Here is a 13,450-nt window from a genome sequence, read left to right as displayed (position 1 = left end):
CAAAACTATCCAACCTTCTACAATATATTCTGTCCAACCGCTCTTTCAACATTATCTTGAATTTCCTTCAAACCAATCCCTTTTGTTCCATTATGACTTGGTATCAGAATAATCGCTGGTGTAACGTCGCTTTTGTAACGATCAATCGTTTCTATAGACAATTCAGAGGCCTCTTCAGTAATAAAAATAACCCCAAAATTATGTTTTGCCATTGATTCAATCGTTTTTCTCACTTGATTCGACTCAACTGCATACACAACTTCAAAACCAAAAAGTTTAAATGGCATCACGGAATCTTTAGCGCCGATTACACCAATTTTATGCGCCATTTGTCATTCGCATCCTTTCTCTTACAACTTCAACTGGAAAATTGCTTCGTTTGCCAACTAAAATCAAACGTAAATTCTTCCATTCCACTTCTTTTGCATGTAAAAAAGCAAGCAATGGTAACGGTCCAAAAGCCATGATTTTTGCTTTATCATATAAGCTTGTCAAATAGTCATCTTTTACTTTTTCAAATGCGACTAAATCTAATTCTTTCGTTTCAGATGATACAATAGGCACTAAAAGTTTAGCGTACGCTGTACTAAGAATAAAATCCGTAAATTGCACAAGTGATTGTTCGGCATATGCTAAAAATCTTGCTTTAGAAATGCTCCCTGCGCTGGACAGTACAGTTGATAAAAAATTTTCCTGCTGCCCTTGTCTGATCCCTCTAGCCATTATAGAAATATTCGTTAGATCGATAAATGCCACGACTTCAGCCAAGATGTCTTTGTCACCTAGTGTCTCAGCTAATTGGCGTTGAAATCTCAAGAAATTCCGATCATAAATAATATCTATTGCTTGAAGTGTGGAGGCTTCTTGAAAATAATTCAATACTTCTAAAATCGCATTCATCAGTTCTTCTGGTAATTCTGTGGAAACACGGGTACGGATTGCACTTTTTACTGTTTCGATCGAATAACGTCCATCCTCGATAAATAAATAATCCAAATCTTTTCCTATCAATTCAGCTTTTGTTAGAACTTTTAAGTTATGAAAAGTCGCTCTAGAAGTATAGATTGTAATCACTTCTGGCTCTGGTGCCATTTCGTATAGCCATCCATATAACTTTCCGTTTTCTTTTGAATAAATAAAGTCAAATCTTTCTGCAAAATCTGATGTCAGGTATGTTTCATAGACTGTACTTTTTAAACTGTCTTTTACTTCTTCCATGCTGTTTGCGTTTAATAATCGTTCATAATGCGCATTAGTCAAAAGCTCTGTTTCTTTAAGGCGAACCAAAGGATTGATTTGATTATAAACAGTCTCTTTCATTATGATCCTCCTACTCTAATAACTATGAATGAAATCAATACATAGCTAGATAATATATAGCCTTAAAAACTTCTTAGACATACGTGTTATTGAAACAGCAATTCTGCTATTTTGAAACTTTCCTTTTTTCTTATTTCTTGAACCAGACTTATAAATAAGAAATTATATTCGATACCATCTTTTGCAACAATAAATCCACCAGTATTTGGAATAACAGTCGTTTCAACTTTCAATGTCAATTTGTCATTAGAATGTTCTACTAACCATTGTTCAGATAATTTTCCCTTTGAAAACGCACCTAATTTTAAATACGCTTCTCCTTCAACTGGTAAGTGCGAAATGATTTGTTCAGCAAATGTTTGAAACTCTGCTTCTGTCCAGTGATTCATTCGCTCAACTGATTCTAAAAAGAGTTTTTCTAAATAGTCTTGTTTTTTATTCAAGGTCGCTTGTTTGATTTCTAATTGTTGGCGATTTTCTTTTTGCTTGTACGATTTATTTAATTGGTCTTCATTTTTTTCAATACACTTACTTTCTTGCAAATACAGCAACTCTTCTCTCTCTTGATACTCACGGTCAATTCGATCCGTTTCAATTTTTTTGAACGTTGAAATTTCTATTCGACCTTTTTCTAGAATCTGTTCGACAATTTTTTCGATCGCATCCATCGTTTTCCTCCTATTACTTCACATTTAGTACAAGTAAGAATGAGATAACAAATCCAAGAATGGCATATGTTTCAACCATGGCAGCGTAAATGATCCCTTTCGTTGCATGCTCAGGCTTTTTTGCTAAAATTTGGATCCCAGCTGCAGCCACACGCCCTTGAGCGATTCCAGAAAATAATCCAGCAAACGCAATCGGTAATGATGCAACAAAATAATCCAGTCCTTGAACCATCGTCATATCATTAGCCAAATTGATAAAAATCAAAAAGGCGATAACAAATCCATATAATCCTTGCGTTCCTGGCAACAATTGTAAAATCAGTGCTTGACCAAATTTTTCAGGTTGCTCCGTTGTTAAGGCTGCTGCCGCTTCCCCTGTAAATCCAACTCCTTTGGCCGAACCAATTCCAGCTAAAATCGTTGCTATCGCCATTCCTAAAACTGCGAATAAAATTCCACCATTGTTATGAATCAAGTAATCTATCATACTTTTATTCCTCCATTATTCTTTTGCTTTTGAATTTTTTTCAATATTCATATACTTCTCTTCTGTTTTTAACGGCTTGAAGGCACGACCACCACCTGTATAAAATTTTCCAAAAAACTCTACATACTGTAGACGCGCTCCATGAACATAAGCACTTAACAAGCTTAAAAAAAGATTCAACGCATGCAACGCGATGATTAATATTATTCCAACTGTGAAACGAGCCATTGGAGGCATAAATTCTACCAACATATTAAACGCAGCCGCAATACTTCCACCTGAAATCCCAAGCGCCATCAGTCGCGTATAACTGACTAAATCACCAATATAGCCTGTTAAACCGTATAAGCCATAAAGTCCTTTAGCCAATCCTTTGACTTTTGATTTTGACTGGATAATCGGTACAGTAATGATTGATAATGCTGAAATGCTAGCGACAACCAGTCCAAGTATCACTAACTCATTACTAACGAAAATCAACATCCCTAAAACCACAATCAAAATACCTACAAGTAATCCTTGCCAAGCAAAACTTTCGCCTATACTATCCAAATAACGCTTTTGTTTCGTTAATACAATCCCATTGACTATCAATCCAGTCAGCAATTGAATAAAACCGAAAAGAACAGATAGAATCAAAATCGTATTCACATCTTCACTCGTTGATAAAATGGGAAACGGTAATGTTAAACCAAATAATACTTTTGGCAAAGCAGCACCAAAAAATGACCCATAAATAAATCCCCAAACAATCGTTGGAAATGATACTACTAGGAAAAAATCTGCAAAACGTTTCATTCCTCGTGGTAAAACTATGAACTTCAGTGAAAAAAAAGCACCCAACAACATCAATAGACCATACCCGATATCTGCCACCATCATACCGAAAAATACCATATAAAATGGCGTCATGATTGGTGTTGGATCAATCTCATCATAGTTTGGCAGACTATACATCTCAGTCAACATTTCAAACGGTGCGACCAAAGAATTATTTTTCAATTTAACTGGAATATCCGCCTGGATCTCATCATCGGTTGGTTCATCAAAAGACATATATACCTCATCCTGGGGTAGTACATCCAATAAAATTGACGATAACTCCTCTTTCTCATCAATGGGGATCCAGCCTTGTAAAATAAAAAAATACGAAGTATTCAATAAATGTTTTTTGGCTTCTTCTCTATGAAGATAAGCATAGGTCATCTCTTCTGCCAGATATAATTCTTCCAAACAATCACGATAAGAAGCTAATTTTTTTTTAACTTGTTTTTCTTCCTCAATAAGTGAAAGTCGTTCCTCTTTATTTTTTTGATAGGCCTCTTTCGGTAAATTATCGTATGGATAATCAAATCGATTAAAACTATATTTAGCCGTAATACGATCCAACTCTTTTGATTGACTCTTCAAATAAATCAAGCTGTAATAGAGATGATTTTGACTTTGATAAATTTCTTCTACATAAATAGATAAGGCTCTATCTATTTCCGAAAGAAAGTCTGTTTGATTAACTGAACTGATTGATCCCAATAGTATATTGGTATATTCTAGATCATGCTTTTTTGGAATAATATCTAAATACTGCCAACGAGCCAACCATTTTTCTTTTAACAACAACTCTTTTCTTGTTGTCTCAATAATCCTTAATTTACTTTTCAGTGACATTATTTCCTTGAGATACTCACTTATCTTTTGCTCATCAAACGCCTTTTCCAAAGAATATAATGTACGAATTTGCCTTTTAATTGGTTTCTTTTTCGATGATTTTTCTGAAAAACGATCAATAAATGTCAATCCATCCTGTATCTCTGTCAGCATTGACTGATAATGTTTTTTCTTTAGTTCGTCTCCTACTAATAATGTTGCGGCAAAATGGTTTTCTATATAAGAACTGTCCACATTTGAAAGAGAAAAATCTTTGACTTCGATCGCTTGCATTCCTTGAATTGCCTGAAGGATCTCTTCTTCTTTTTCGGCTGCAGCAATAATCGTCATCTTGTCCATTTTATTGACCGCCATAGATTTTTTTCACCCTTTCTATTACGTAATCAATCAGAGATTCGTGGTTTTTTTCATATTTTTCTTTGAACTCTTGATCTTGTTCTTTCGCTTCGCTTAGTAGAACATCTTTTTCTCTTTGAAGCTGTTCATTTTTTTGTGTTTCTAACTTTTGAAGTAAAACATTGACTTTGTCTTGACTGTCTTCTTGCTTCTTTTTGAATTCAATTGCTTTGTTTTTTTCATACGTGCTAATTTCTTTTTCTGCTATTTGTCTCATCTTTTTAATAGACGCTTCCGCTTCGCGAATTTTATCTAATGCTTCTAAAACCATTTTTTCACCCCTATCCTATAATGAACAACTCTTTATTCTTATTTATTGAACTTACTATTTCTTTACAATCTAAAAAGGAATAACTCGTGCTTTTAAATACTAAAAACACAACTTATTCCCTTAGTCTTTGTTTAGAACGTAAAAAAGGGCGTAAGTTCAAAAAATCGTTCTTCTCACCCCTTGAAGAACATGATCCTTGAAGCTTGCGCCCAACCATTTTTATTAATATACGCTTATCTTAGCAAAAAAAATTCGCAATTACAACTACTTTACAAGTACGCTTTATCTACACACTACAAAAAGAACGCTTCTAAGTCATAAGGAGAATGACTAATTCGTTCGACGATCGTCTCTTTCCAAACATCAGTAAACCAGTCATATTGGATTTGATTGATGATGCTTTTTTTCAATGCATCGTTCATTGTCTCACTATCGATCTCACCTTCATAAAAAGAGCCTAACATCGTGAACATTTTGGTATTATTATGTTGTTGAAAACGATAAATACGCCCTTTTTCTATGTAATAAAACCAGTGATTGATAATGACCGCAAATCGATTTTCTTTATCGTCAAGCAATGTCACAAACATTTTTTTAGTGATTTTTTCCATGTTATTTACTCCTTTGATTTCTCCAGTTAGTCTATCCTATCAACTTATTTGTAAAAAGACGATCGACTATTTCATTCCAAGTTGTTTCTATCGCTTTTCAATTGATTCACTATCGATCATATAAAATAATTTTTAACCAAACTTTGTGTTTGAAATTCAATACCATTTGGTATAATAGATACATAAGGATACTATATTGAACAACTGGAGGATAAAAATGACCCAAAAATTAATCAAAATAACCACAACATTCCACAATACATGGTTGATTGATCTGAAAAAAGATAGTTTTTCTAAAGAAAATAATATTTTATTCGGTGATACACTCAGACTTTCTATTTCTAAAAACGATTCCTATTATTTTTCAGAGTCAGTTCCTTTAACGTATGACAAAGAAATTTTGTCCAAAGAACAACCCACTGAAAGTGAAATTAATTTTTTTAATTATATGAAAAAGGTTGAAGAAAAGACGTTTTCAAAATCATTGGCAGCTAAGTATACGATAGATCAATATGTAATCTCTGAACAAATAGTGAGTATTTAAAAGAAAATCGTTTAAAATAAAAAAAATAACAGCCTCTGATTTACTTCATTCAACAGGAAAAGTAAATCAGAAGCCATTATTTTGCACTTTTTTTGTTACGCACTTTTTACTAATACATTTTAGTTTTTTTTTAGTTAAATTGTTTGTTTACAAAACGTTTTTGATAACTTGAATAAAAAGTTGGCTATACAATATATCTAGCCCCCACCAGTAATAACAAATACAGAAATGGCACCAGTTACTAGAGCAATTAATGATATCATTAGCACACCTCCATTCAACATTTTTAAACATTAACGTTCGTGAACAAATAATTTTCCTTAAGTAAAGAATAACAAACAGGCGAAGAAAAATAAAGCAATAAAATGAAAAAATGCGAAATTGGCATAAAAATAGAATGAATTAGCTAATTTTTTATTAAAAATAGGAATTTTATAATAATTTTATGCTATAATCGCATAAGAAGGGGGATAAAGGCTTGAATATTACAGAAACTCTACGTTTTTTTAGACTTAAATTAAAACTTACACAAAGAGAAATGATGTCAGAATATACAGATCCTTCCACCTATTCAAAAATTGAAAGTGGTAAGCGCTCTTTAAAAGTAAATGAGCTTGAGGAGATATTAGGTCAGACTTCCATTAATGCTGAAGAATTTTTTAGTTTTACAACATTCGATAAAGAGCAACAAGATTTTAGAGAATTTTTTTATTATTGCGGCGCTCATCTAGAGAATAAGAGTACAAAACAAAAGTTGCTCAACTATTTTTTTTCATTAAATAACAAAGAAGTAAAAACTTTAAGAGAATTATCAAATTATATAGCTATTAAAAACTACTTTCATGCACACTGGAAAGAAGTTGAGCCCATCACTTCAAAAGAAGTAAACGATATTTTTGAAGAATTATTAAAAAAAACCTTTTATCTCCAATATGACTATGTCATTACAGCAAATCTTAGTCGATTTTTTAATTCAAAACAAGCAGATTTATTGGTAGCCAGAATGTTTCCAATTAAATATGAAGAACAACGTGACTTTACTACTAAAAAATTTGCATACAACATACTTATCAACCTTATTTCACTAAAATTATATGCTAAAGATTATGATGGTGCTGAAAGGTACATCAAACTAGCGAAAAAGCAAGATAAACAAAGTGAAAATTATAGTTTTAAATTAAATTTGCAATATCTATCAAACCTTCTAAATTATATTCGTGAAGGTGAACCTGTTTATATGGAACGCGTTTACGACTTTATTCACCTATTAGAAAACACTGGTGATACCTTACAAGCTGCTCAAGTAAAGAAAGAAGTAAAAATACTTACTCACGAAAAGAATGGACAAAAACTGTTAAACAGCTATTCCGTGGGACTTCTCAAAGAGACATAAAACATAGAACCAAACATATCCCACCTCTTTCAAGGTGGGATAAAGAGTATTACTCAAATCGAGTACAATGAAAATACTATTAGGGTATATCCATTGTACTACATTATGTATTTCATTTCAACCCTTTGGTTAATTACTGTTTTTTATTTGTTTATTCACTGATAAGCTTAATCGAGTACCATCATTCTATATAAACTCCCCTGTTCAGTAGATTTTTTTATTTCTCCGCCTATCTAAATTATAGAAAAAACTTTTTTTTAAAAATAAAATTTTGCCTATAGGTATCAATCTAAAAAAGCAAACTAGATTAAAAAAGCCCTCTAGAATCGTGAGGGCTTTTTTTGAATCATATTATTTTATTGCTCAACGGCCAGTGCTTCTTCGCTCAGCTTTTTTACGTTTTCCACGTGCGTTACTTTTTTTAACCATATCTGCTGCAATGACGGATGACAACAGTCCATCACCGACTACTTTATTTGTAACAGATTTTGCAGCTTTATATTTAACTGCTGATTTTAATAAACTCATAAGATTCACCTCATACTAGTTTTTTTGTACCTTTTGATGATACAAGAAAATTGTGAAGTTTTTTTGATTTTATTTATAAATAAATACCCAACTTTTAGACTAAGTATAAATTGAATGATGATTAGAATTCTTTAATATGTTAGATAGGATGATTTTTAATGCGAACACTGTTTCAGGCTTGCTCTTGATTACTCTCATCAATGACTCCTCCGAACAAAAAGACCACTCGATACGTAATCTTCTATTACTTCTTAATTGTAATATAAACCTAAATTTACAATATCATCCATTCTAGTTTCAAGCGTTGTAAACTTAATTAATTTAACATTATCATTTCGAATCGCTTTTCTAACAATATCAATTTCGTCTTGCATTTCACTGTAATTTTCGGTATTTTCTATAGTAAAAATACCTTTTAGATTAATGGTTCGAATATTCGCTTCGTTCGTTCCAATCGATGCAGTCACACTTGCTTTAGAACTATGAGTGATGTTTTCCAGTATCAACGAATCATTCGAAACTAAAAAAAACAACGACTTATACCCTTCTCTATGAAAAATAATTGAAAATTTAACTGTAAAAGGAAACCCCTCCTTGTCATTCGTTACCACATTATAACTCAAAGCTTTTTCTAGGACTTTTTCATATTCCAAATAAAACGACTCCTTACTTTTACTAAGTTATATTTATTATACTTCAATTTTATGCGAACACACTATAAAAAGTCCCCGCCTAATCAATGATGTTGACCAGATTCATCTTCCTTGATTGCTAAACCTCTATCCATTCAGACTGAATAAGTACATTCACCAGACACATAAGAATCTTCGTCCGCTTCACTCAAAACTTGAGTAATTCAGTCATTTAAATCGTATTGACTGTGTGGATATCATGGCTTTTCCTCACCTTGTTTGATCTGTTTATCCGTTTTATAATAATTTCTTAGACTATCTTTGATGCGGTTAGACATTGGTGCACCCAATCCTCTATTTTCACTAAATTTGTATTACAATATTGTTATTCACTATTACAAATTTCGATGGATATATTTACTAAGTATTTGTTATTATCTATTTAAATAAAAAATTAAACGGAGGATATTAAAATGAAATTTCTTAAATTTATAATATTAATCTTATTTGTTGCTGGTGGTTTTTTTGCTTTCTATTATTCCCAAACATATGTTGGTTCCGTAGCCTACGCTAAAACGCCTTCTGGAGTTCCTGAAATGAAACCCACTATGGACATGGACGGTAAAACGATTAGTGGACTATACTCCTACAATTACAAATTAACTTTTATATCACCAGACGGCCACAAAGATGTACGTGACGTAGAAATCTCTAGCGAAAAACCGACTCCTTTACAACCAAACTCTTATGTTAAAGCAAAATTAAGTAAAAAAAGAGTAACTGAAGGTCCTACAAGTATTGACGAATCGTCAATTCCTAAAAAAACTTTGGATAAATTACAATCACTAAACGACTAGCTAACTAATCGTTATATGTTACTCCGTAAAATAAAATTAATTCACTCACTACTTAAATATAAAAAATAGACAGTAAAAGCGCTGTGCAAACTTCTGTACGTTAACGTTTCTACTGTCTGGCGGGATTAAAAAAACTATAATGACAAGCTCAAAGTAGTCTAAAAATATCTTTAAATATAGATAATTCTAAATAACTAATGTATCGTATAGATTGGTAGAACTGTTACTAAAAGTTACTTAACATCGATAATTTCTACTCGCTCTGCTAAAATTCATCCGTTCATTACAACTGCTTGGCACATATACGATAACTTTTGTTGGCTAATACCTTTAAATCACTTAAATAATAGTCTGTGACTTATAGTGAGCAACAGTGAAGGCTTCTCTAGTATCTTATTATCTGTTTGATCGGTAAATACTAATTGATCTTTAAATATCTTGCAAGTCAACCATATTTCACCACATCTGGAGAATAATAGCTTATTCCGCTTTTTCGGGAAAACCTATAAACTAAACATCTGTTCAATTCTGGATACATTCTTTCAACGCTTACCAAAGGAAAGTTGATGAATTAAACTGTTCAGTTGCAACAGTTAATATCTTATTCCACTTTTTATGAGTAACTAATCTAAATCTGCATCAATCTCTACATCAGCAAAAAATAGACAGTAGAAACGCTGTACAAACCTCTGTACATTAACGTTTCTACTGTCTGTCTCCATAAAAATTATGGAGACGGCGGGAGTCGAACCCGCGTCCAAACACATTGTCACTTAAACTTCTACGCTCATAGTCATACTATTTTGAGGCTTCGCTGAAATTCATGCCGCATAACAGGCCCGAACTCTCGCTAGTCTGATGATCTCTTCTAAATTTTACAGACGGAAAAATTTAGCGTATCCCACTTAATTTGAGACCCTTACTCGAGCACATGGGCGATGCCGAGAGGATCTTCACCCGCTGTTTTTACGCAGCTAAAGCGAAAGTATTGTTTTCGTTTTTAGCAGTTATATTTAACTGTAACGTTTTTACGTAGACGTAACCTACGAAACGCGATTCAAGCTCAACTATGCCTGTCGAATCCGTAACGTCCCCGTTAAGATTAAATAGCATAATATACGCTTTTAGTAGTATAACATATTTTTCTTGATTTTCAAAGGATCAGAAGCTGATTCTTCACCTTCTTATTGTCGTTGTATAACACTGCTTAGAATGGTCCATAATTAAAAAAATTAATGCCCTGTCCCATATGTATTCACTAAAATCGTACCAATTACAATAAAACCAATACCGATAATCGTTGGTGTATTGATTTGCTCTTTCCAATAAACAACTGAAAAAATCGTGATCAAAATAATGCCAACTGCTCCCCAAAGTGCATAAGCAACGTTTAAGGGCATATATTTTATTGCTTTAGATAAACTATAAAAACAAACAACATACGCAGCCAGACATTCCACAGAAGGTATTAATTTGCTAAATCCATCTGTTGCTTTTAATAGATTTGTCGCAATGACTTCACTTATTATAGCGATAAAAAGATATAAATAACCAATCATACTCTATCCCTCCTCCTATCCTTCCTCAATTATTATATCAAAACTTTCTCTAAATGGAACAGTTGATTTTTTCTATATAAACAAAAAAATCAGCAACAGATTTAATCATATAGAATCTATTGCTGATTTCCTATTCACTTTATTTATTGACACACACATTCAAGCTTCAGCATAATAATTAAGCATCCAATGTATACCAAATTTATCAACGAGCATGCCGTATTTTTTAGTCCAAAATGTTTCAGCTAATGGCATCGTGACTTTTCCACCTTCAGCTAAACGATTAAAGATTCGATCAATTTTAGCTTCATCATCTGTGCTAACTACCAAAGAAACATTATTGCCTTCAACAAAAGTTACCCCCATACCATCCGGCATATCTGAAAACATGACAGGTACGCCTTCAATCGTCATTGATGCATTAATGATCAAGTCTTTCCACGATTCTGGTGTTGGATGTTCAGGATCTTCAGGCGCATCTGCAAACGTCATGACACCTTCACTTTTCACATCAAATACTGTTTCATAAAAAGCAATGGCTTCAGCCGCTTGATTCTTAAAATTCAAATATACTTCTAACATACTCTTCTTCCTTTCTATCTATTTTCTATAATTATCTCATGCTAAAAGAAATTAGGCGAAAGGAAGGCTCATAGTTCATTAAAAATCAGTATTATTTATAAGTGCTTCAGCAAATTTTTCTAAGTACTCTTGATCTACTTCATCATAGCCATGTGTGATTGCGCTATCTAAGTCTAAAACACCAAGAAACTTTCCATCTTTGATCATTGGCACAACAATTTCAGATAATGCAGCTGAATCACAAGAGATATAATTTTTATGATTTTTGACATCTTTAACAATCAATGTTTCGCGTTTTTCAGCTGATTCCCCACACACGCCTTTTCCCATTTGGATTCGAGTACATGAAACTTTTCCTTGAAACGGACCTAATACTAATTCTTCTCCATCAAATAAATAATAACCAGCAAAAACAGTATCAGGCAAAGCATCAGCTAAAAGCGCAGAAGAATTGGCCAAGTTAGCAATTTTATCATGTTCTATTTCAGTGATTGCGGCTTGTTGTTGCACTAATAATTGATATGTAGCAATTTTTTCTTCTTTTGTTTTCCACATTTTCCGTTCACTCTCTTTTCCATAATCTAGATGATAGCACTATTCAATATTTTTATATTATATCATAGTCTTATATTTAATAAGTTCACTTCGTTTTAGTATGAATTCTTTATAGGATACTTTGTTTTCTACATGAAATTCATACTCTTCATAACTACTTCAAATAAATTCACACTTTTTTCAAGCTTTTTTATGTTTGATTTAATCTATTAAGGTTATAGTTTAATCACAGTAAACAACAAGTAATTTTGTGGATGAACGTGGTGTTAAAACTCTTTGAGGACTAACGGATGTTTATTCTCGACCCGATGAGGTGTAGGTTCGAATCCTACCGTCCACGTATGTGCAGTCTTTGCACTTAATATACATTTATCACTAAGATGAAAGGAAGGATGTTCTATGAAAAAAGTATTCGTTACAGGAGCAACATTATCGGCAATTACACTTGCGGCGTATTCATTTTTAAAACATACACCGAAACATCAGCATGACAATGGTAAACTATGATAAAAAAGTTATCCTGAACGGAGCCCATTCGTTCAGGATAACTTTTTTTATTTTACAGAGCCACTGGTCATTCCAGAGATAATATTTTTTTGGAAAATTAAATAGACAATTGAAATGGTGATGATTCCAATAACATATGAAGCAAATGAAGGGCCATAATCACTGAAATATTGTCCCTGATAATTATATTGGAATAACGGCAATGTCCACATGCTATCATCTTTGTTCAAAATTAGTAATGGCAATAAGAAATCATTCCAAATCCATAATGCATTAATGATCAACGCTGTAGCATGCATCGGTTTCATTAATGGAAAGGCTATTTTAAAATACATCCTAAACTTGCTGCACCCATCCATTTGAGCTGCTTCATCCAATTCTACAGGAATACCTGTTTTAATATAGCCAACGTATAAAAATAATGTTTGTGGAACTGCATAGGCTAAATATAAAATAATCAATCCGGGAATGTTTGATAGCCCTAATTTTGTGACCATCGTGGTGATTGGAATCATGATCACTTGAAAAGGAACAAAGATTCCCAAAATCAAAAATGAGTACATCAAAACAAAGGCTTTTTTCTTTGAAATATTTCTTGCAATTGAAAAAGCTGCCATCGGTACAATCAGTGTGATTAAAAGAATCGATAGAATCGATATGACGGCTGAATTGATAAAATAGCCACCAACCCCATCATCTAGCAAACGAGAAAAGTTTTCAGTTGTAAATGGATTAGGTATGCCAAAAAAATTTCCTGTAATTTGTGGTGTATCTTTAAAAGAGCTAACAATTGTTAAATATAGAGGAATCAAAATGACTAATACACCTATTGCTAAAAAAAGGTAATTTACATATGCAGTTTTCTTTTTCATGAT

Annotated in this window: 16 protein-coding genes, 1 other RNA gene and 1 other annotated feature; of the genes, 3 read left to right on the top strand and 14 right to left on the bottom strand. The window is 32.7% G+C overall.

All coding sequences use genetic code 11. The annotated features are described in order from the left end of the window. Nucleotides 1-17 precede the first annotated feature (17 nt). The 7 genes from AC4BC4_RS06980 to AC4BC4_RS06950 all read right to left on the bottom strand — a co-directional run bounded on the left by AC4BC4_RS06980 (nt 18) and on the right by AC4BC4_RS06950 (nt 5,418). On the bottom strand, nt 18-329 hold the full coding sequence (locus AC4BC4_RS06980; protein ID WP_438756188.1) for a V-type ATP synthase subunit F: 312 nt from the start codon (nt 327-329) through the stop codon (nt 18-20). Continuing rightward, nucleotides 319-1,320 (bottom strand): V-type ATPase subunit, encoded by a 1,002-nt coding sequence (locus tag AC4BC4_RS06975; protein WP_490477218.1) that lies wholly within the window; start codon nt 1,318-1,320, stop codon nt 319-321. Before AC4BC4_RS06975 ends, AC4BC4_RS06980 begins: the two co-directional genes overlap by 11 nt. 86 nt (nt 1,321-1,406) lie before the next feature. After that, the gene (locus AC4BC4_RS06970; RefSeq protein WP_490477217.1) at nt 1,407-1,988 is read right to left on the bottom strand and encodes a hypothetical protein; all 582 of its coding nucleotides are present in this window, start codon (nt 1,986-1,988) and stop codon (nt 1,407-1,409) included. A 13-nt stretch (nt 1,989-2,001) separates the two neighbouring features. Then, a complete protein-coding gene (locus AC4BC4_RS06965; protein ID WP_438756191.1) occupies nt 2,002-2,475 on the bottom strand; it encodes a V-type ATP synthase subunit K in 474 nt (157 codons plus the stop codon). A gap of 15 nt (nt 2,476-2,490) precedes the next feature. Continuing rightward, entirely contained in the window at nt 2,491-4,494 is a 2,004-nt protein-coding gene (locus tag AC4BC4_RS06960) for a V-type ATP synthase subunit I (protein WP_490477216.1), read from the bottom strand. After that, nucleotides 4,481-4,807: a hypothetical protein gene (locus AC4BC4_RS06955; RefSeq protein WP_438756193.1), complete on the bottom strand. Its 327-nt coding sequence runs from the start codon at nt 4,805-4,807 to the stop codon at nt 4,481-4,483. Before AC4BC4_RS06955 ends, AC4BC4_RS06960 begins: the two co-directional genes overlap by 14 nt. Before the next feature lie 167 nt (nt 4,808-4,974). Next, nucleotides 4,975-5,022 (bottom strand) — a sequence feature (sodium ion sensor (DUF1646 type); this cis-regulatory element may regulate processes involved in with the transportation of sodium ions). A 78-nt stretch (nt 5,023-5,100) separates the two neighbouring features. After that, a complete protein-coding gene (locus tag AC4BC4_RS06950) occupies nt 5,101-5,418 on the bottom strand; it encodes a hypothetical protein (RefSeq protein WP_438756194.1) in 318 nt (105 codons plus the stop codon). Nucleotides 5,419-5,635: 217 nt separating this feature from the next. Between AC4BC4_RS06950 and AC4BC4_RS06945 the strand changes: the two genes are divergently transcribed. Continuing rightward, on the top strand, nt 5,636-5,962 hold the full coding sequence (locus AC4BC4_RS06945; RefSeq protein WP_438756195.1) for a hypothetical protein: 327 nt from the start codon (nt 5,636-5,638) through the stop codon (nt 5,960-5,962). A gap of 478 nt (nt 5,963-6,440) precedes the next feature. After that, on the top strand, nt 6,441-7,355 hold the full coding sequence (locus AC4BC4_RS06940; protein WP_490477215.1) for a helix-turn-helix domain-containing protein: 915 nt from the start codon (nt 6,441-6,443) through the stop codon (nt 7,353-7,355). Nucleotides 7,356-7,718: 363 nt separating this feature from the next. Here the strand turns inward: AC4BC4_RS06940 and AC4BC4_RS06935 are convergent, their stop codons facing one another. Both AC4BC4_RS06935 and AC4BC4_RS06930 read right to left on the bottom strand, forming a co-directional pair. Continuing rightward, nucleotides 7,719-7,883 (bottom strand): hypothetical protein, encoded by a 165-nt coding sequence (locus tag AC4BC4_RS06935; protein WP_490477214.1) that lies wholly within the window; start codon nt 7,881-7,883, stop codon nt 7,719-7,721. Nucleotides 7,884-8,134: 251 nt separating this feature from the next. Then, nucleotides 8,135-8,536, bottom strand: a complete 402-nt coding sequence (locus AC4BC4_RS06930) for a hypothetical protein (protein ID WP_490477213.1) — start codon at nt 8,534-8,536, stop codon at nt 8,135-8,137. A gap of 452 nt (nt 8,537-8,988) precedes the next feature. Between AC4BC4_RS06930 and AC4BC4_RS06925 the strand changes: the two genes are divergently transcribed. Further along, nucleotides 8,989-9,372, top strand: coding sequence for a DUF1093 domain-containing protein (locus tag AC4BC4_RS06925; RefSeq protein ID WP_490477212.1), 384 nt, complete (start codon nt 8,989-8,991; stop codon nt 9,370-9,372). Between the two features lie 727 nt (nt 9,373-10,099). Here AC4BC4_RS06925 and ssrA read toward each other — a convergent pair. The 5 genes from ssrA to AC4BC4_RS06900 form a co-directional block, all read right to left on the bottom strand. Continuing rightward, nucleotides 10,100-10,467: a transfer-messenger RNA gene (gene ssrA / locus AC4BC4_RS06920) on the bottom strand. 137 nt (nt 10,468-10,604) lie between these two features. Further along, nucleotides 10,605-10,931: a DMT family transporter gene (locus AC4BC4_RS06915; protein ID WP_490477211.1), complete on the bottom strand. Its 327-nt coding sequence runs from the start codon at nt 10,929-10,931 to the stop codon at nt 10,605-10,607. Between the two features lie 159 nt (nt 10,932-11,090). Further along, the gene (locus AC4BC4_RS06910) at nt 11,091-11,513 is read right to left on the bottom strand and encodes a VOC family protein (RefSeq protein WP_490477210.1); all 423 of its coding nucleotides are present in this window, start codon (nt 11,511-11,513) and stop codon (nt 11,091-11,093) included. A gap of 78 nt (nt 11,514-11,591) precedes the next feature. After that, the gene (locus tag AC4BC4_RS06905; protein ID WP_490477209.1) at nt 11,592-12,068 is read right to left on the bottom strand and encodes a GAF domain-containing protein; all 477 of its coding nucleotides are present in this window, start codon (nt 12,066-12,068) and stop codon (nt 11,592-11,594) included. 554 nt (nt 12,069-12,622) lie between these two features. Continuing rightward, nucleotides 12,623-13,447, bottom strand: a complete 825-nt coding sequence (locus AC4BC4_RS06900; RefSeq protein WP_438756203.1) for a carbohydrate ABC transporter permease — start codon at nt 13,445-13,447, stop codon at nt 12,623-12,625. Nucleotides 13,448-13,450 lie beyond the last annotated feature (3 nt).

This window comes from Enterococcus sp. AMC1086 (assembly GCF_058216575.1).
Note: the sequence above shows the minus strand (reverse complement) of the source record. Positions and strands in the feature narration are given on the sequence as shown.